The 19405-nt window shown below is 71.9% G+C and carries 18 protein-coding genes; 16 read left to right on the top strand and 2 right to left on the bottom strand.

The features are described 5' to 3' along the window. Positions 1–138: 138 nt before the first annotated feature. Positions 139–1044 (bottom strand): carbohydrate kinase family protein, encoded by a 906-nt coding sequence (locus ACWCRA_RS19690; RefSeq protein ID WP_451068165.1) that lies wholly within the window; start codon positions 1042–1044, stop codon positions 139–141. A 169-nt stretch (positions 1045–1213) separates the two neighbouring features. On the opposite strand from ACWCRA_RS19690, the gene ACWCRA_RS19685 reads away from it, so the two are divergent. Beyond that, a complete protein-coding gene (locus tag ACWCRA_RS19685; RefSeq protein WP_351549085.1) occupies positions 1214–1645 on the top strand; it encodes a Rieske (2Fe-2S) protein in 432 nt (143 codons plus the stop codon). Between the two features lie 159 nt (positions 1646–1804). Here the strand turns inward: ACWCRA_RS19685 and ACWCRA_RS19680 are convergent, their stop codons facing one another. Then, positions 1805–2737, bottom strand: coding sequence for a hypothetical protein (locus ACWCRA_RS19680; protein ID WP_451068164.1), 933 nt, complete (start codon positions 2735–2737; stop codon positions 1805–1807). Between the two features lie 371 nt (positions 2738–3108). On the opposite strand from ACWCRA_RS19680, the gene ACWCRA_RS19675 reads away from it, so the two are divergent. From ACWCRA_RS19675 to ACWCRA_RS19605, 15 genes are all read left to right on the top strand, one after another. Then, positions 3109–3750, top strand: coding sequence for a papain-like cysteine protease family protein (locus ACWCRA_RS19675; protein WP_351549080.1), 642 nt, complete (start codon positions 3109–3111; stop codon positions 3748–3750). A 5-nt stretch (positions 3751–3755) separates the two neighbouring features. Further along, positions 3756–4592: a hypothetical protein gene (locus tag ACWCRA_RS19670; RefSeq protein WP_351549184.1), complete on the top strand. Its 837-nt coding sequence runs from the start codon at positions 3756–3758 to the stop codon at positions 4590–4592. A 156-nt stretch (positions 4593–4748) separates the two neighbouring features. Next, positions 4749–6767 (top strand): excinuclease ABC subunit UvrC, encoded by a 2019-nt coding sequence (gene uvrC / locus ACWCRA_RS19665; RefSeq protein ID WP_351549077.1) that lies wholly within the window; start codon positions 4749–4751, stop codon positions 6765–6767. Further along, a complete protein-coding gene (gene rapZ / locus ACWCRA_RS19660; RefSeq protein ID WP_351549075.1) occupies positions 6764–7702 on the top strand; it encodes an RNase adapter RapZ in 939 nt (312 codons plus the stop codon). Before uvrC ends, rapZ begins: the two co-directional genes overlap by 4 nt. After that, positions 7699–8730: a gluconeogenesis factor YvcK family protein gene (locus ACWCRA_RS19655; protein WP_351549073.1), complete on the top strand. Its 1032-nt coding sequence runs from the start codon at positions 7699–7701 to the stop codon at positions 8728–8730. Before rapZ ends, ACWCRA_RS19655 begins: the two co-directional genes overlap by 4 nt. Continuing rightward, a complete protein-coding gene (gene whiA, locus ACWCRA_RS19650; RefSeq protein ID WP_351549070.1) occupies positions 8721–9710 on the top strand; it encodes a DNA-binding protein WhiA in 990 nt (329 codons plus the stop codon). Before ACWCRA_RS19655 ends, whiA begins: the two co-directional genes overlap by 10 nt. 796 nt (positions 9711–10506) lie before the next feature. Next, on the top strand, positions 10507–11514 hold the full coding sequence (gene gap, locus ACWCRA_RS19645) for a type I glyceraldehyde-3-phosphate dehydrogenase (RefSeq protein ID WP_351549068.1): 1008 nt from the start codon (positions 10507–10509) through the stop codon (positions 11512–11514). A gap of 123 nt (positions 11515–11637) precedes the next feature. After that, positions 11638–12849, top strand: a complete 1212-nt coding sequence (locus tag ACWCRA_RS19640) for a phosphoglycerate kinase (RefSeq protein WP_351549065.1) — start codon at positions 11638–11640, stop codon at positions 12847–12849. A gap of 7 nt (positions 12850–12856) precedes the next feature. Next, positions 12857–13633: a triose-phosphate isomerase gene (gene tpiA, locus ACWCRA_RS19635; RefSeq protein ID WP_351549062.1), complete on the top strand. Its 777-nt coding sequence runs from the start codon at positions 12857–12859 to the stop codon at positions 13631–13633. Between the two features lie 154 nt (positions 13634–13787). After that, positions 13788–14018, top strand: a complete 231-nt coding sequence (gene secG / locus ACWCRA_RS19630) for a preprotein translocase subunit SecG (RefSeq protein ID WP_351549181.1) — start codon at positions 13788–13790, stop codon at positions 14016–14018. Between the two features lie 134 nt (positions 14019–14152). Beyond that, positions 14153–14488: an RNA polymerase-binding protein RbpA gene (locus ACWCRA_RS19625; protein ID WP_003957010.1), complete on the top strand. Its 336-nt coding sequence runs from the start codon at positions 14153–14155 to the stop codon at positions 14486–14488. Between the two features lie 204 nt (positions 14489–14692). Further along, positions 14693–16312, top strand: a complete 1620-nt coding sequence (gene pgi, locus ACWCRA_RS19620; RefSeq protein ID WP_451068163.1) for a glucose-6-phosphate isomerase — start codon at positions 14693–14695, stop codon at positions 16310–16312. Between the two features lie 4 nt (positions 16313–16316). Then, positions 16317–16820 (top strand): PH domain-containing protein, encoded by a 504-nt coding sequence (locus tag ACWCRA_RS19615; protein WP_351549056.1) that lies wholly within the window; start codon positions 16317–16319, stop codon positions 16818–16820. After that, positions 16817–18439: a PH domain-containing protein gene (locus ACWCRA_RS19610; protein ID WP_451068162.1), complete on the top strand. Its 1623-nt coding sequence runs from the start codon at positions 16817–16819 to the stop codon at positions 18437–18439. The genes ACWCRA_RS19615 and ACWCRA_RS19610 overlap by 4 nt, the downstream gene beginning before the upstream one ends. A 49-nt stretch (positions 18440–18488) precedes the next feature. Then, on the top strand, positions 18489–19349 hold the full coding sequence (locus ACWCRA_RS19605) for a poly-gamma-glutamate hydrolase family protein (protein ID WP_451068161.1): 861 nt from the start codon (positions 18489–18491) through the stop codon (positions 19347–19349). Positions 19350–19405: the final 56 nt, after the last annotated feature.

The raw sequence follows: 19405 nt of genomic DNA, 5'->3' as shown, positions 1-19405 counted from the left end.
GTCCGGTGTCCGGGTCCTCCCGGTCTCCGGGCCCCGGCGCGAGGGTTCTCCCGGGCCCCATGCCAGGGCCCGGAGGGCACGAAGGACCAGGGGGAACGCCAGAGGGCGCGAAGGACCAGGGAGGGAGAACGGAAGGCCCTAACCGTCCAGCTCGTCCGCGTACGGCGGTTCCGCGCCCGGCCGGGAGCAGGTGATCGCCGAGGCCCGGGCGGCGAAGCCCAGCAGATCCCGCCAGGCGGTCTCGCCCAGAGCCGCGAGACCCGGCGCCGACAGGGCGTCCCGCGCGGCCAGCCCGTGCAGCAGGGCCGCGTTCACGGTGTCACCGGCGCCGATGGTGTCGGCGACCGCCACCGGGACGGCCGGAACCGACACCTCCGGGCCGCCCCGGGTCCGTACCGTCAGCCCCTCCCCGCCCCGCGTCAGCACCACGGCCGCCGGGCCGTCCGGACCACCGGGCACCCCGCCCAGCCAGTCGGCGTCCTCCTCCGACAGCTTCAGCAGGGACACGCTCGGCAGCCATCCGGCGAACCGCGCACGGTAGGCGTCCGGGTCCGGGATCAGGCCCGCCCTGATGTTGGGGTCCAGCAGGATGAAGCGCCCGCGTCCGGCCTCCCGGCGCATGAGCTCCTCATAGGCGCTCGCACCCGGTTCGAGCACCAGCGAGCAGGTGCCGAACGCCACCGCCCGCACCGCGTCCGGCAGCGGCGGCGGCAGCTCGAAGAGCCGGTCGGCGGTGCCCTCCGCGTAGAAGCCGTACCCCGCCGAGCCGTTCCCGTCGATCGCGGCGACCGCCAGCGTGGTCGGCTCCGGGCCCCGGGCCACGAGCGAGGTGTCCACCCCGGCCGAGCGCAGGCCGTCGACCAGCGCCGCGCCGAAGGCGTCCGTGGACACCCGGGAGCAGAACGCGGCGCGCGCCCCGAGCCGCCCCAGCGCCACGGCGGTGTTGTACGGGCCGCCGCCGGGGCGCGGCAGCAGCGCGGGCAGGGGCTCCCCGCCGCCCTGCGGGACCAGGTCGATCAAGGACTCTCCGGCGACGACGATCACGGCTCCGAACGTAGTGCATGGCCGCCGCGCGCGGGAGAGAGCCCGCTCGCCCGGCGGCGGCACCCCGTCGGTATTGTCGGTTGTGCCGCCGGGGCCGGCTCCGCCGACGCGGGCGGCCGCGTCTGTGCCGTCCGATCCGTCCGACCCTGCTCTGAACAGTGGAGTTCCCATGCCCGGCCCCTCGTCAGCCGCCCGCCGCACCGTGCTGAAAGGCGCCGCCCTCGCCGGGACCGGCGCCCTCGGGGCCGCGGCCTGCTCCACGGACTCCAAGCTCGGCCGGGCCAAGAACCCCGTCCCGACCGCTCCCGTCGACCTCGGCGCGGTCGACGCCGTACCGGTCGGCGGCGCCAAGCTCTACCGGGAGCAGCGGCTGATCGTGAGCTGCCCGGCGGAGGGGGAGTACAAGGCGTTCAGCGCCCAGTGCACCCACGCGGGGTGTGTCCTCGACAAGATCGTCGGCAATGAGGGCAACTGTCCCTGCCACGGCAGCCGCTTCGACGTCACCACGGGCAAGGCCCTCGTGGGCCCGGCGACCGTGCCGCTCCCGGAGGTCCAGATCAAGGCCGAGGGCGGGAAGCTGGTCGCCGGCCCCGACGCCTGAGACCTCGGTGCCTGAGACCTCGGTGCCTGAGACCCCGACGCCTGAGACCCCGCTGCCTGAGGCCCCGGTGCCTGAGGGGCAGCGGCGCCCCGGGCCGGCCGGGCCCGGCCCCCGGCCGCCCGGCCGCCCCGGCCCCCTGCCGGCAGGCCGGGCCGCCGCTCAGTCCCAGTCCCAGTCGATGCCCAGAATCCCCGGCCGTACGCCCTGTTCGACCAGGTGGACCGTGCGGTGCCGGCCGCTGAGGGTCAGATCGGTCCGGGCACCGCGCGGCGCGCCCGTGGTCGCCTGGGCGAACCGCCGGCACCGCACCGGCAGCGCCCGCTCGTCGAAGGCGACCTGGAGGACGTACTGTCCGCCCGCGTAGGTGAAGCCGCGCACGTACTCGGTGCTCGGGCCGCCGGTCCCGTCCTCGAAGCCGTAGCCGAAGACATGGGTGTCGCCCGCGCGCAGCCGGGCGTCGAAGAGCAGCTCCGCGACGACCACCCCGGTCGGCCGGTGCCAGCGCACCCGCCCCGTGCGGCAGTTCTCCAGCGCGCTGACCCGCACCCGGGCGGGCTCGCACCCAGGGTCCCCGTGGTGGATCGCGATATAGCGGTCGATGCCGTCGCGGTGGGCGCGGACCACATGCCGGGACTCGCGCTCCACCAGCTCCCGGGCCGCCCCTATCCGCACCCGTTCGTGGTGGCCCACGGTGTGCAGCCCGCCGTCCGCCGGGGACTCCAGCTCCGACAGCAGGGCCTCCACCGTGGTGGAGACCTCCGTCAGGGAGCGGTACGGGCGGGCGGACGGGCGCTCGACCTCGCCCTGGCGGCTGCCCTCGCCGATGCCCAGCAGCCGGATCAGGGAGTTCCCCGGCAGCTCCAGAACCTCCTCCAGGGCCCGCACCGCCCGCAGCGACTCCGGGCGCTGGGGCCGGCGCGCGCCCTGCTGCCAGTAACTGAGGCTGGTGACACCCACCTTGATGCCCCGGTGGGCCAGATGGTGCTGCACCCGCTGGAGCGGCAGTCCGCGCACCGCGAGCGCCGCCCGGAGCGCGAGATGGAACGGGCCGGTGTGCAGGGCCTGCGCCAGATCGGCTTCGGTGTGTTCCATGGGAATCCTCCAGCGGCGTGGGACTGCCCCGCGGGTGAGCGGCACGGCGGATGAAACGGCACAACGGGAAACGGCGGCACAACGGGGTGCCACGGCACAACGGGGTACGGCGGAACAGCGTGTGAAACGGCAGAGCGTGTGAATCCGCACGGCGCTCCGTGAACGTTCACGGCGGAGAGGGGCCCGGTGGGCGGGCGGCCAGGGCCGCCCTGGTGAGGCGGGAGGGGCGCGTTCACATCCCGGCCGCCGCGTTCACAGCTCCGTGTCCCCCGCATTGAAGCGTGTTGACCTGCCCCCGACAAGGATCGATGCTCATCCGCAGCGTCCGGACGCGCTCCTCCACCCCCACCCTTCCCTCAGGGAGGAACGCGATGCGCAACCTCAGGAGACGGCTCGCCGCCGTGGCGGCCGTGCTTGCCGCACTCATAGCACTGCCCCTGTCGACGGCGACCGCCGCGACAGCGGCCGACCCCGCCGGCGCGGTCACCACCGCCCAGCCCGCCGGACCGGCCGACGCCCCCCGGGCCGCCCTGGCCTGGAAGCGGCTCAACCTCACCATGCAGGCCCAGCTCAAGACCAACTGGTGCTGGGCTGCCGCCGGCAACACCATCGCCACCTACTACGGCAAGAACTACTCCCAGAACCAGTTCTGCAACGCGGCCTTCAACCGCCAGCAGAACACCGAGTGCCCCAACAACCAGGCAACGCTCGGCAATGTGCAGACCGGGCTGCGCTGGGCCGGCATCAGCCCCGGCTCGTACATCAACAACTGGCTCCAGTACCAGGCCGTACAGACCGAGATCAACGCGAACCGGCCGGTGGAGACCCGTATCCAGTGGTCCAGCGGTGGTGGCCACATGCATGTCATCTACGGCTACGACACGGCCAACAGCTGGGTCTACTGGGGCGACCCGTGGCAGACCAGCGACCGCTACAACTGGGCCTCCCACGCCTGGTACGTGAACAACAACTCCTTCTCCTGGACCCACTCGCTCTACCGGATCGGGGCGTGAACGCGATGAAGCGCATCCCGGCCATCGCCACGGCCTCCCTCCTCGCCTCGCTCGCCCTCGGGACGCTGGGCACCGGCACCGCCGCCGCCTCCGGCACCCCCGGGGCGGTGCCCGCCCCCACCGCCTCCGACGTGAAGGCGGCCCGCACCGCGGCCACCTCCCCCGCGACGCTGGACACCCTCTCCCGCTTCTTCGCCCGGGACGGCGCGGTGGCCCGCTCGGCGGCGGCCCCCCGGGCCGAGGGCACCACCGTCCCGGTGCGCACCCTCGCACCGGAGTTCGTGGCCGGGAAGGCGGGCGCACCCATCGCCCGCACCGAATTCCTCGCCACCAAGGCGGTCTCCTCCGACGGCCAGAAGGCGTCCGTGTGGGCCGCCCGGCAGGGTGCGCGGTGGCAGGTCGTCAACATCGCCACCGGTGACGACGAGTTCCGCTACGCCCGGCAGGGCGAGAGCCTGCTCCCCGGGGGCACGGTCTTCCGCGAGCCGCAGATCGACGCCTGGTACGTCAGCAAGGGCACCAAGGTGCTCCCGCTGGACCAGGACGCGGTACGGGCGGTGGGCGCCAAGGGCACCACGCTGGGCGCCTACCGGACCCGGGTCGCGGACGCCTACGCCGACAAGCTTCCCGGCTCGGCCTACGCCAAGAAGGGCGTGGCCGGGGGGTACGACGGACCGGCCGCGGCCACCGCTCCCGCCGGAGCCGAGGCGACGGTGGCCGCGGCCCCCGGCGCACCGGACAACGCCGCGCTGACCACCACATCGGTCGCCGCCGGAGCGGGCGCGGTCCTCGCCCTCGCCCTGGGCGCGGTGACCGTGCTGAGGCTGCGCCGCAGGGCCTGACCTCCCGGACCGACCGGGAACACCGTCCCCTCCAGGGAACGAGCGCCCGCCGCCCCCACGGGCAGCGGGCGCTCGCCGTGCCCGCCCCGAGAGGTCGCCGTGCCCCCGCCCCGGGAGGTCGCCGGAGTGTCAGTCCCCGCCAGTAGGGTGGACGGCATGGCAGACCCCTCCAGCTACCGTCCCAAACCGGGAGAGATCCCCGACTCTCCGGGGGTCTACAGATTCCGGGACGAACACCGCCGGGTGATCTACGTCGGCAAGGCCAAGAGCCTGCGCCAGCGCCTCGCCAGCTACTTCCAGGACCTGGCCGGCCTCCACCCGCGCACCGCCACCATGGTCACCACCGCCGCGTCCGTGGAGTGGACGGTCGTCTCCACCGAGGTCGAGGCCCTCCAGCTGGAGTACTCCTGGATCAAGGAGTACGACCCCCGGTTCAACGTCAAGTACCGCGACGACAAGAGCTATCCCTATCTCGCGGTCACGCTCAACGAGGAGTTCCCCCGGGTCCAGGTGCTGCGCGGGGCCAAGCGCAAGGGCGTGCGCTACTTCGGCCCGTACGGCCACGCCTGGGCGATCCGCGAGACCGTCGATCTGATGCTCCGTGTCTTCCCCGTGCGCACCTGCTCCGCCGGTGTCCTCAGGAACCACCAGCAGAAGGGGCGCCCCTGCCTCCTCGGCTACATCGGCAAGTGCTCGGCGCCCTGCGTCGGCCGGGTCACCCCCGAGGAGCACCGCGAACTCGCCGAGGAGTTCTGCGACTTCATGGCCGGCCGCGCCGGCACCTACATCCGCCGGCTGGAGAAGCAGATGACGGCGGCGGCCGAGGAGATGGAGTACGAGCGGGCCGCCAGGCTCCGCGACGACATAGAGGCCCTCCGCCGCGCCCTGGAGAAGAACGCCGTCGTCCTCGCCGACGCCACCGACGCCGATCTCATCGCCGTCGCCGAGGACGAGCTGGAGGCCGCCGTCCAGATCTTCCACGTCCGCGGCGGCCGGGTGCGCGGACAGCGCGGCTGGGTCACCGACAAGGTCGAGGCCGTCGACACCGCCGGCCTCGTCGAGCACGCCCTCCAGCAGCTGTACGGGGAGGAGCGCGGCGAGGCCGTCCCCAAGGAGGTCCTGGTCCCCGCGCTCCCCGAGGACAGCGCGACGGTCAGCCGCTGGCTCGGCGACCGCAGGGGCTCCCGGGTGTCCCTGCGCATCCCCCAGCGCGGTGACAAGAAGGACCTGATGGAGACGGTCCAGCGCAATGCCCAGCAGGCGCTGGCCCTGCACAAGACCAAGCGCGCCGGGGACCTCACCACCCGCTCCCGGGCCCTGGAGGAGATCGCCGCGGCCCTCGGCCTCGACTCGGCGCCGCTGCGCATCGAGTGCTTCGACATCTCCCACCTCCAGGGCGAGGACGTCGTGGCCTCCATGGTGGTCTTCGAGGACGGCCTCCCGCGCAAGAGCGAGTACCGCCGCTTCCAGATCAAGACCTTCGCCGGGCAGGACGACGTCCGCTCCATGCACGAGGTGATCAGCCGCCGCTTCCGCCGCTACCTCGCGGAGAAGGACCGTACGGGGGAGTGGATCGGCGCCGACGACCCGGCCGCGCCCCCCGGCGCGCCCGGGGACCCGCTCCAGGGCGCCCCGGAGCCGGACGACGGACGGCCCAAGCGCTTCGCCTACCCGCCCCAGCTCGTGGTGGTCGACGGCGGCAGGCCCCAGGTCGCCGCCGCCCGGCGCGCCCTGGACGAGCTGGGCATCGACGATGTCGCCGTCTGCGGCCTCGCCAAGCGGCTGGAGGAGGTCTGGCTCCCCGGCGAGAGCGACCCGGTGATCCTGCCCCGCTCCAGCGAGGGGCTCTACCTTCTCCAGAGGGTCCGTGACACCGCCCACGACTTCGCCATCCGCTACCAGCGGTCCAAGCGGGCCAAACGCATCCGCACCGGCCCCCTGGACGCGGTCCACGGTCTGGGCGAGACCCGGAAACAGGCACTGATCAAGCATTTCGGCTCGGTGAAGCGGCTGCGGCAGGCGACAATCGAGCAGATCTGCGACGTACCCGGCATGGGCCGGAAGACCGCGGAAGCCGTGGTCACGGCCCTCGCCCAGGCGGCTCCGGCCGCCCCTGCCGTGAATACGGCAACAGGAGAGATCATGGAAGAGAACGACGGGGGCAGCACGACATGACCGAGCACGAGACAGACGGAGCAGCAGACGTGAGTACGGGCACCACCACCGAGCCCGGCGGGACCGCGGAGGCGGCCATCCCCGAGCTGGTGATCATCTCCGGGATGTCCGGAGCAGGTCGGAGCACGGCCGCGAAGTGTCTCGAGGACCTCGGCTGGTTCGTGGTCGACAACCTGCCGCCCGCGCTGATCCCCACCATGGTGGAGCTGGGCGCGCGCTCGCAGGGCAATGTCGCCCGGATCGCCGTCGTCGTCGATGTCCGCGGGCGCCGGTTCTTCGACAACCTCCGCGAATCCCTCGCCGACCTCGACGCCAAGCAGGTCACCTGCCGGATCGTCTTCCTGGAATCGTCCGACGACGCCCTGGTCAGGCGCTTCGAGTCGGTGCGCCGGCCCCACCCGCTCCAGGGCGACGGCCGGATCGTCGACGGGATCGCCGCCGAGCGGGACCTCCTGCGGGAGCTGCGCGGCGACGCCGACCTGGTCATCGACACCTCCAGCCTCAATGTCCACGAGCTGCGCGCCAAGATGGACGCCCAGTTCGCGGGCGACGAGAAGCCGGAGCTGCGGGCCACCGTCATGTCCTTCGGGTTCAAGTACGGACTGCCCGTCGACGCGGACCTCGTCGTGGACATGCGCTTCCTGCCCAACCCGCACTGGGTCCCGGAGCTGCGCCCCTTCAGCGGACTCAACGAGGAGGTGTCGAACTACGTCTTCAACCAGCCCGGCGCCAAGGAGTTCCTCGACCGCTACACCGAGCTGCTCCAGCTCATCGCCGCGGGCTACCGCCGCGAGGGCAAGCGCTATGTGACCGTCGCCGTCGGCTGCACCGGCGGCAAGCACCGCTCGGTGGCCACCTCCGAGAAGCTCGCCGCCCGGCTCTCCGCCGCCGGGGTCGAGACCGTGGTCGTCCACCGGGACATGGGGCGCGAGTGACCGCACGCTCCCTGCGCCTGAGGCGGCTGCGCGGGTCCGCCATGCCCATCGGCCGCCGGCGCGGCGCCGCCCCGAAGGTGGTCGCGCTCGGCGGCGGCCGGGGGCTGTCCGCGTCGCTGGCGGCCCTGCGCCGGATCACCGGCGATCTCACCGCCGTGGTCACCGTCGCCGACGACGGCGGCTCCAGCGGCCGGCTCCGGGAGGAGCTGGGGGTGCTGCCCCCGGGCGATCTGCGCAAGGCGCTCGCGGCGCTCTGCGGCGACGACGACTGGGGGCAGACCTGGTCCCGGGTGATCCAGCACCGCTTCCAGTCCCAGGGCGATCTGCATGAGCACGCGGTCGGCAATCTGCTGATCGTCGCCCTCTGGGAGCAGCTCGGCGACCATGTCCAGGCCCTGGACCTGGTGGGCCGGCTGCTGGGGGCGCACGGCCGGGTGCTGCCGATGTCGGCGGTGCCGCTGGAGCTCCAGGCGCTGGTGCGGGGGCACGATCCGGCGCGCCCGGACGCGGTGGAGACCGTGAGAGGCCAGGCGACCGTGGCGCTCACCCCCGGGGATGTGCAGTCCGTCCACCTCGTGCCGAACGATCCGCCCGCCGTTCCGGAGGCCGTGGCCGCCGTTCTTGACGCCGACTGGGTGGTTCTCGGGCCCGGATCGTGGTTCTCCTCGGTGATCCCGCATCTGCTGGTGCCCGAGCTGCTCGACGCGCTGGTGGAGACCAAGGCCCGCCGGGTTCTCTCCCTCAATCTGGCCCCCCAGCCGGGGGAGACAGAAGGTTTCTCCCCGCAGCGTCATTTGGAGGTTTTGGGACGACACGCGCCTAAACTCACCATGGACGTGGTGTTGGCCGACGAGGCCGCCGTGCCCGACCGCGATTCCCTCGCCGACGCCGCCAAACGCCTCGGTGCCGCGGTCGAGCTGGCCCCCGTGGCCTCGCCCGACAGCGTTTCCAAGCATGATCCGGAGCTGTTGGCCGCCGCGTACGACCGTATTTTTCGGATGCATGGAAGGATCGGCCCATGGCGATGACGGCAGCGGTGAAGGACGAGATCTCCCGGCTTCCCGTCACCCGGACCTGCTGCAGAAAGGCGGAGGTCTCGGCGATCCTGCGGTTCGCGGGCGGGCTGCACCTGGTGAGCGGGCGCATCGTGATCGAGGCGGAGCTGGACACCGGGATCGCGGCGCGCCGGCTCAAGCGCGACATCCTGGAGATCTTCGGGCATACGTCGGAGCTGATGGTGATGGCTCCGGGCGGGCTGCGCCGGGGCTCCCGCTACGTCGTACGGGTGGTGGCGGGCGGCGATCAGCTGGCCCGCCAGACCGGTCTGGTCGACGGCCGGGGCCGACCCATCCGGGGGCTTCCGCCGCAGGTGGTCTCGGGGGCCACCTGCGACGCGGAGGCCGCCTGGCGCGGGGCGTTCCTGGCGCACGGGTCGCTGACCGAGCCGGGGCGGTCGTCCTCGCTGGAGGTCACCTGCCCGGGGCCGGAGGCGGCGCTCGCGCTGGTGGGGGCCGCGCGGCGGCTCTCCATCGCGGCGAAGGCGCGTGAGGTGCGCGGGGTGGACCGGGTCGTCGTGCGCGACGGGGACGCCATCGGGGCGCTGCTGACCCGGCTCGGAGCGCATGAGTCGGTGCTCGCGTGGGAGGAGCGGCGGATGCGGCGCGAGGTGCGCGCCACCGCGAACCGGCTCGCCAACTTCGACGACGCCAATCTGCGCCGCTCGGCGCGCGCGGCGGTGGCCGCGGGGGCGCGGGTGCAGCGGGCGCTGGAGATCCTCGGGGAGGAAGTGCCGGAGCACCTGGCGGCGGCGGGGCGGCTGCGGATGGAGCACAAGCAGGCGTCGCTGGAGGAGCTGGGGGCGCTGGCGGAGCCGCCGCTGACGAAGGACGCGGTGGCGGGGAGGATTCGGCGGTTGTTGGCCATGGCGGACAAGAGGGCGCAGGATTTGGGGATTCCGGGTACGGAGTCCAACCTCACGGAGGAAATGGCCGACGGCCTGGTGGGCTGACCCCTTTCCCGGGGCCCCGCCCCGCCCCCCGCGCCTCAATCGCCGGCGGGGCTCGGTGAGTGCGCCTCAATCGCCTGGGCAAACCCAGCCCGTCCGGCGCTCGAGGACGGACCCTGTGCCACAGGACCCCGCATCCTGCGGGCCACGGTCGGGGGCCAGCCCCCGAACCCCCGCTCCTCAAACGCCGGAGGGGCTGAGGTGGTGCTCCTCAATCGCCGGAGGGGCTGAGGTGGCGCTCCTCGTTCGTCGGCGGGGCTGAGCGAACCCAGCCCGTCCGGCGTTTGAGGACGGACCCTGTGCGACAGTGCGGGTCTCGGTCGGGGGCCGGCCCCCGAACCCCCGCTCCTCAATCGCCGGAGGGGCTGGGGTGGTGCTGCTCAATTCCCGGCGGGGCTCGGTGAGCGCGCCTCAATCGCCCGGGGGGTTGGGGTGGTGCGCCTCAATCGCCCGGGGGGCTGGATTTCCTGCCTCGGCTCTCCGGTGAGGCTGAGCGAACCCAGCCCGTCCGGCGTTTGAGGACGGACCCTGTGCCGCGGGGGCCCGAGGCTGCGGGGCTGGGTACGTGGCGCGCCCGGGTCGTCACCCAGCGTAGCCGCAGGCGCTCATCCGGGAAGCCTCCTGCGCAGGTGAGAGCCGTTCGGGGGGTGTACCGAGGGGTACGGGGTCACGGGTCGCCTTCCAGGCCCTCCGATGTCACCTCAGGGGCCTCAGGGAGGTAGGGTCGTAAGCGGTCGGGGACATCCCATACAACTCGCCGGCAGTCAAAACGCCGGCGTACCAACGAGGAGATCGGTTCGTGACGATCCGCGTAGGCATCAACGGCTTTGGCCGCATCGGTCGTAACTACTTCCGCGCGCTGCTGGAGCAGGGTGCTGACATCGAGATCGTGGCTGTCAACGACCTGGGTGACACTGCGACCACTGCCCACCTGCTGAAGTACGACACCATCCTGGGCCGCCTCAAGGCCGAGGTGTCCCACACCGCCGACACGATCACCGTGGACGGCCGCACCATCAAGGTGCTCTCCGAGCGCAACCCCGCGGACATCCCCTGGGGCGAGCTGGGCGTCGACATCGTCATCGAGTCGACGGGCATCTTCACCAAGAAGGCCGACGCCGAGAAGCACCTCGCCGGTGGCGCCAAGAAGGTCCTGATCTCGGCTCCGGCCAGCGACGAGGACATCACCGTGGTGATGGGCGTCAACCAGGACAAGTACGACCCGGCGAAGCACCACGTCATCTCGAACGCCTCCTGCACCACCAACTGTGTGGCGCCGATGGCGAAGGTCCTGGACGAGAACTTCGGCATCGTCCGCGGTCTGATGACCACGGTCCACGCCTACACCAACGACCAGCGCATCCTGGACTTCCCGCACAAGGATCTGCGCCGTGCCCGCGCCGCCGCGGAGAACATCATCCCGACCACCACGGGCGCGGCCAAGGCCACCGCCCTGGTTCTCCCGCAGCTCAAGGGCAAGCTGGACGGCATCGCCATGCGCGTCCCGGTCCCGACCGGCTCCGCCACCGACCTGGTGGTCGAGCTGGCCCGCGAGACCACCAAGGACGAGGTCAACGCCGCGTTCAAGAAGGCCTCCGAGGGCGAGCTCCAGGGCATCCTGGCCTACACCGAGGACCAGATCGTCTCCTCGGACATCGTCAGCGACCCGGCGTCCTGCACCTTCGACTCCTCCCTGACCATGGTCCAGGAGGGCAACTCGGTCAAGATCCTCGGCTGGTACGACAACGAGTGGGGCTACTCCAACCGCCTCGTGGACCTGACCGTGTTCGTCGGCGGCCAGCTCTGACCAGCATGATGGTGGACCATACGGTTCCCAACAGCTCAGTGAGGTGAGCGGCGGGGCCCGAGCAGCGCACGGCAGCGCGGTTCGGGCCCTGTCGCACGTCCAGCCATCCGAGGAGTCCCGTCCATGAAGACGATCGACCAGCTTCTTGCCGAAGGGGTCGCCGGCCGGCGAGTTTTCGTCCGCGCCGATCTCAATGTGCCGCTCGACGGCACCACCATCACCGACGACGGCCGCATCCGGGCCGTCGTCCCCACGGTGGCCAGGCTCGCCGACGCGGGCGCCCGGGTCATCGTCGCCTCGCATCTGGGCCGCCCCAAGGGCGCCCCGGACCCCGCCTTCTCGCTGGCCCCGGCCGCGGCCCGCCTCGGTGAGCTGCTCGGCACCGAGGTCGCCTTCGCCACCGACACCGTCGGCGCGTCGGCCCGCGCCACCGTCGACGGCCTCGCCGACGGCCGCGTCGCGGTGATCGAGAACCTCCGCTTCAACCCGGGCGAGACCAGCAAGGACGACGCCGAGCGCGGCGCCTTCGCCGACCGGCTCGCCGCCCTCGCCGATGTGTACGTCGGTGACGGCTTCGGCGCCGTGCACCGCAAGCACGCCTCGGTCTACGACCTCCCCGCGCGGCTGCCGCACGCCGCCGGCTACCTCATCGCCACCGAGGTCGGTGTGCTGAGGAAGCTCACCGACGACGTCAAGCGGCCGTACGCCGTGGTCCTCGGCGGCGCCAAGGTCTCCGACAAGCTCGGGGTCATCGACCATCTGCTGGAGCGGGCCGACCGCATCCTCATCGGCGGTGGCATGGCCTACACCTTCCTCAGGGCCCAGGGCCACGAGATCGGCACCTCGCTCCTCCAGGAGGACCAGATCCCGGTCGTCCAGGAGTATCTGAAGCGCGCCGAGGAGAAGGGCGTGGAGTTCGTCCTCCCCGTCGACGTCCTGGTCGCCGGGAGCTTCCCGGATCTGCGGACAAAGGCCCCGGCCCACCCCGACGCCGTCGCCGTGGACTCCGTCCCCGCCGACCGGATGGGGCTGGACATCGGCCCCGAGACCTGCAAGCTGTACGCCTCGAAGCTCGCCGACACGGCCACCGTCTTCTGGAACGGCCCGATGGGCGTCTTCGAGCACCCCGACTACGCCGAGGGCACCAAGGCCGTGGCCCAGGCGCTGATCGAATCCCCGGCCTTCACCGTGGTCGGCGGCGGAGACTCCGCAGCCGCGGTGCGGACCCTGGGCTTCGACGAAAAGGCATTCGGCCACATTTCAACCGGCGGCGGCGCCAGCCTCGAATACCTCGAGGGCAAGACGCTTCCCGGCCTCGCCGCACTGGAGGACTGACACTTTCATGACCACTCGCACCCCGCTGATGGCGGGCAACTGGAAGATGAACCTCAACCACCTTGAGGCCATCGCCCACGTCCAGAAGCTCGCCTTCGCCCTGGCGGACAAGGACCACGAGGCCGTCGAGGTCGCCGTGCTGACGCCCTTCACCGATCTGCGCTCCGTGCAGACCCTGGTCGACGGCGACAAGCTGAAGATCAAGTACGGCGCCCAGGACATCTCGGCGCACGACTCCGGCGCGTACACCGGTGAGATCTCCGGCCCGATGCTGGCGAAGCTGAAGTGCGCCTATGTCGCCGTCGGCCACTCCGAGCGCCGGCAGTACCACGCCGAGACCGACGAGATCTGCAACGCCAAGGTGAAGGCCGCGTTCCGGCACGGCATCACCCCCATCCTCTGCGTCGGCGAGGGACTGGACGTCCGCAAGGCCGGCCGGCAGGTGGAGCACACGCTGGCCCAGCTCGACGGCGGCCTCCAGGACGTCACCGCCGAGCAGGCCGGGACGATCGTGATCGCGTACGAGCCGGTCTGGGCGATCGGCACCGGCGAGGTCGCCACGCCCGAGGACGCCCAGGAGGTCTGCGGCGCGATCCGCGGCCGGCTCGCCGAGCTGTACTCGCAGGAGCTGGCCGACAAGGTCCGCATCCAGTACGGCGGCTCGGTCAAGTCCGGGAACGTCGCCGCGATCATGGCGCAGCCCGATGTGGACGGCGCCCTGGTGGGCGGCGCGGCACTGGACACGGACGAGTTCGTCAAGATCGTGCGCTTCCGTGATCAGTGAGCACGCTCAGTGAGCGGCTCCCGCGACCGGTGAGTATGCCGTAGCGCGGATTCGTCGTACCCTTGCGGGGGCCTGAGGCTTTTGACGAGCCCGGGCCCCCGTCGTCCGTAGATGTTCCACGAGAATTGCCAGGAAGTAGGGTCCAGCCGTGGTTATGGGGTTCTCGATCGCCCTGATCGTCTTCAGCCTGCTGCTGATGCTGCTGGTGCTGATGCACAAGGGGAAGGGCGGCGGCCTCTCCGACATGTTCGGTGGCGGTATGCAGTCGTCCGTCGGCGGCTCATCGGTCGCCGAGCGCAACCTCGACCGGATCACCGTGGTGATCGGTCTGCTGTGGTTCGCATGCATTGTCGTACTTGGTCTGCTGATGAAGCTGGACAGCTGACACACAGGTTTCCCCGTCCGGGTTCGGATGTAACTCCAATCCCTGGACGGGCGTTGGGCCTTACGTAGACTGGGGCACCGCGGCGCAGCCGCTGTGAGACGCTGTACAGCACCATCACGCAGGGAGTTACGACCGTGGCAAGTGGCAACGCGATCCGGGGAAGCCGGGTCGGGGCGGGGCCGATGGGCGAGGCCGAGCGTGGCGAGTCCGCGCCGCGCCTGCGCATCTCCTTCTGGTGCTCGAACGGGCACGAGACACAGCCGAGCTTCGCCAGCGACGCGCAGGTCCCTGACACCTGGGACTGCCCCCGCTGTGGATTCCCGGCCGGACAGGACCGGGACAATCCCCCGGACCCGCCACGCACGGAGCCGTACAAAACACATCTCGCCTATGTGCGCGAGCGGCGCAGCGACGCGGACGGCGAGGCGATTCTCGCCGAGGCGCTCGCCAAACTGCGCGGCGAGATCTAGGACTTGCGGTCCGGCCGGACACTTTCGAGTGGCCGGCCGGATTCTTTTGTTCCCTCGGGCTCCGCTCACAGCCGACGCGGCTTCGCTTTCACGTCACCAGTACTCCTGATCAATTAGGTTGGGAGGTGGCGGAGCGCAGCCAGGTACGAGGAGAAGTGAGCTGATGTCCGAGTGAACACACGTGGCCGTAGCAGGCTGGACCAGATGCCCGAGTGGACCGCGCTCGGCAGGCACCGGGAGCAGTTGGGGCAGCCCCTGCTGCGGGAGCTGTTCGCGGCCGACGGGGAGCGGGGCACCGCCTTCGCCCTGCGCGTCGGCGATCTGCGTCTCGACTACTCCAAGCACCTGGTCACCGGGGAGACCCTGGCGCTCCTGCGCGATCTGGCCGCCGCGACGGACGTGGCGGGGCTGCGGGACGCGATGTTCCGCGGCGAGAAGATCAACACCACCGAGGACCGTGCCGTCCTGCACACCGCCCTGCGCGCCCCCCGGGACGCCGTGATCGAGGTCGACGGCGAGAACGTGGTGCCGGCGGTGCACGCCGTGCTCGACCGGATGGCGGCGTTCTCGGAGAAGGTCCGATCCGGTGCGTGGACGGGGCACACCGGAAAGCCGATCAGGAATATCGTCAACATCGGTATCGGCGGCTCCGATCTCGGTCCGGCGATGGCGTACGAGGTGCTCCGCTCCTACACCGCGCGCGATCTCACCCTCCGTTTCGTCTCGAATGTGGACGGTGCCGATCTGCACGAGGCGGTACGCGGCCTGGACGCGGCCGAGACGCTCTTCATCGTCGCCTCCAAGACCTTCACCACCATCGAGACCATCACCAACGCGACCTCCGCCCGCGACTGGCTCCTCGGCGGGCTGAACGCGGGCCAGGAAGCCGTCGCCAAGCACTTCGTGGCGCTGTCCACCAATGCCGGCGAGGTCGCCGGCTTCGGTATCGACACGGCGAACATGTTCGAGTTCTGGGACTGGGTCGGCGGGCGTTACTCCTACGATTCCGCCATCGGGCTCTCCCTGATGATCGCGATCGGCCCGGAGCGTTTCCGGGAGATGCTCGACGGATTTCATCTGATGGACGAGCACTTCCGCACCGCCCCGCCGGAGGCCAACGCCCCGCTGCTGCTGGGACTGCTGGGTGTCTGGTACGGCGCCTTCTTCGACGCCCAGTCGCACGCGGTCCTGCCGTACTCGCACTATCTGAGCAAATTCACCGCCTATCTCCAGCAGCTCGACATGGAGTCCAACGGCAAGTCCGTGGACCGCGCGGGCGACCGGGTCGACTGGCAGACCGGGCCCGTGGTGTGGGGCACCCCCGGCACCAATGGGCAGCACGCCTACTACCAGCTGCTCCACCAGGGCACCAAGCTGATCCCCGCCGACTTCATCGGCTTCGCCCGGCCGGTCCCCGACCTGCCGGAGGGGCTGGTCGCCCAGCACGATCTGCTGATGGCCAACTTCTTCGCCCAGACCCAGGCGCTCGCCTTCGGCAAGACCCCGGAGGAGGTACGGGCGGAGGGCGTCCCGGAGGAGCTGGTGGCCCACAGGACCTTCCCCGGGAACCACCCCACGACCACGATCCTCGCCGACGCACTGACCCCCTCCGTGCTCGGCCAGCTCATCGCGCTCTACGAGCACAAGGTCTTCGTCCAGGGCGCCGTCTGGAACATCGACTCCTTCGACCAGTGGGGCGTCGAGCTGGGCAAGGTGCTCGCCCGCGCGATCGAGCCGGTGCTCACCGAGGGCACGGGCGCGGAGCGGCTCGACAGCTCGACCGCGGCGCTCACCGCGGCCTACCGCGCGCTCCGGGGGCGTTGAGCCGGTGACGGAGAGGGAGGGGACCGTACGGCTGCGCCCGCCGAACAACCCGCTCGACGGACGGGCGGTGCGCTGGTGGCGGGCGCGGTCGCTGATCGTCACCGCCCTGGGCACGGCGGTGCTCGCGATACCGGGCTGGCTGATAGCCCCCGCACGGACCTGGCTGCTGGCCGCGGCCGGCGCGGTGGCGCTGCTGGGGCTGGTGGAGGCGGCGGTGCTGCCCCGCTGGCGGTACCGGGTGCACCGCTGGGAGGCCACGGACGAGGCGGTCTATGTCCGCACCGGTGCCTTCTGGCAGGAGTGGCGGATCGCGCCGATGTCCCGCATCCAGACCGTGGACACGGTACGGGGGCCGCTGGAGCGGGCGTACCGGCTGGCCACGGTCACCGTCACCACGGCCTCCTCCAAGGGGGCCATCAGGATCGAGGGCCTGGACCACGAGGTGGCGGCCGATCTCGCGGAGCGGCTGACCCGCATCACCCGGGCGACGCCGGGGGACGCGACATGAGCGCCGAGCCCGGTCCGGCCCGCGTCGCCGGGCCCGCCGCCGCGGAGCCCACCGCTTCGGCCGCCGCTCCGGGGCCCGCCGCCCTCCCGTCCGCCGACCCCGCCGACGGCTGGCGGCGGATCGATCCCAAGGCCCTGCTCGTCACCGCGGCGGTCTGGGGCTCGGTGGCCGCCGGTGTCTGCCTCCCCGTACTGCTCGGCCTCTCCGGCGGCGCCTGGTTCGCCCACGCCTCCCGGCGCGGCGCCGGGCTGCTCCCGCTGTTCGGCGCCGCCGCCCTGGTGGTCCTGGCCGCCGTCGGCGCCGAGTACGTCAAGTGGCGCAAGACCCGCTACCGCGTCGGCCCCGAACGGGTGGAACTCCACACCGGGCTGGTGCTGGTCAAACGGCGCTCGCTGGCCCGCGAGCGGATACGCACGGTCGATCTGACCGCCCATCCGCTGCTGCGGGTCCTCGGTCTCGTCACGGTCCGCATCGGCACCGGGGAACAGGCCGGGAGCGGCGAGTCCACCCTGGAACTCAACCCGGTCTCCCGGGCCGAGGGCGAACGGCTCCGCCGTGACCTCCTCGACCGCCCGCCGGCCGCCGGGCCCCGCGTCGACCACGACGGGAACCTCGCCGGTCTCGACCCGCGCTGGATGCGGTACGCCCCGCTCTCCTTTGTCGCCCCGCTGCTGGGCGGCGCGGCGGCGGGCGCCGTGATGCAGGTCAGCGACTGGTTCGGAGCCCAGGGAACGGTCATCGACTGGGTCGGCGACCGCTTCCGGGACACCTCCGTCGCGGTGCTGGTCCTCACGCTCGTCCTCGCCGCCCTGGTCGCGGGGGTCGTCGGAGCCCTCGGTCTCTGGGTGGAGATGTGGTGGAACTACCGGCTGGAGCGCGAGCCCGGCGGCACCCTGCGGGTGCGGCGCGGACTTCTCACCGTCCGCTCGATCTCCGTGGAGGAGCGCCGGCTCCGCGGTGTCGAGCTGGTCGAGCCCCTGGGCGTACGGCTGGCCGGCGCCGCCCGGGTGGACGCCGTCGCCACCGGGATAGGCCAGGACGACGAGGACAAGCACGTCGACCTCCAGGTGCTGCTGCCGCCCGCGCCGCGCGCGCTCGCGGGCGAGGTGGCGGCGCGGGTGCTCCGCGAGAGCGTCACCCCGACCGACGCGCCCCTGACCCGCCACCCGGGCGCGGCCCGCACCCGCAGGCTGCGCTGGGCGCTCGCCGCCGTCCTCGGCCCGCTCGCGGTGCTCACCCTGCTGGGTCTGCGGCTGACCCCGGTCCTGCTGTACATCGCCGCCGCCGCCGCGTCGGTGGCGGTCCCGGCGGCGGTGCTGCTGGCCCTGGACGCCTACCGCAGCCTCGGCCACACCCTCAGCGGCGACTATCTCGTGGCCCGCTCCGGCACCGCCCGCCGCTCGACCGTGGCGCTCCGGCGCTCCGGGGTCATCGGCTGGGTGGTCAGGCAGTCGTTCTTCCAGCGGCGCGCCGGGGTGCTGACCGTGACCGCGACCACGGCGGCCGGTTCGGGGGCGTACTCCGTGTACGACGCGGAGGCGGCCGAGGGGATCGCCTTCGCGGCGGCGGCGGTGCCGGGGCTGCTGACGCCCTTCCTGGAGCCGCCGCCGGAGCGGTGATCACCGGGACCGATGGAGAGGCGGAATCAGCCCCGGGTGATCATTGATCATGACTGAAGCAAGCCGCCGCACCATACTGACCGCTTTCGCGACCGCCGCCGTGGGCACCACCGCGCTGGCGGAGACCGCCACCGCCGCGCCCGGAACCGCGCACGCCACCGGAGCCGTGGCCGCGCCCGCCGCGGTGGCCGAGCCCGAGTCGCACACGGAGATCTACACGAACACGGCCCTGGTCGAGGGCCGTGACTACTCCAGACGGTTCAGGCGCGCCGATCCCAACCTCGCCCCCCACTTCACCCGCACCACCGTCATGGCGATCCACGGAGGCGGCATCGAACCCGGGACCTCGGAACTCTGTCTGGGGATCGCCGGATTCCACACCTCCCCGGTCGCTCCCGCCGGCCGGGACGGTCTGCCGCTCCACGACTACTGGATGTTCGAGGGACGGAAGACCAGCGGCAACGCGGACGCCTTCCATGTCACATCGTCGAAGGCGGACGACCGGGTCGCCCTCTCCATGGCGGGGAGCAGCCTCAACGTCGTGAGCGTGCACGGCTGCGACTGGCAGCGGGTCACCACCCCGGACAACAAGCAGGCCGTGGTCGTCGGGGGCCTGAACGTGCCGTTCAAGAACCTGCTGAAGGCACAGCTGACGGCGGCCGGATTCCAGGTCATCGACGGAGCCGGCACGAATCTGGCGGGGGAGCAGCCCAACAACATCTGCAACCGGACGATCCTCAGGATGGGCGCCCAGCTGGAGCTGACCGGTGAACTCCGGGCAGCCATGTTCACCGTCAACACCGGCGCCGGGCGGGCCACCAGCACCACCCAGGTCTTCCACGACTTCGTGGCCGCCACCCGCAAGGCCATCCATCTCCAGGAGCAGGCCCCCGAGCAGATCGTCCACTGAATCCGTCCGGAAGACGGAGGGGCCCCGGTGAGCCGCCACGACGGCTCACCGGGCCC

This window comes from Streptomyces sp. NPDC001889 (assembly GCF_053594535.1).
The sequence above is the reverse complement of the archived record's forward strand: the minus strand, read 5'-3'. Positions and strand labels throughout refer to the sequence as shown.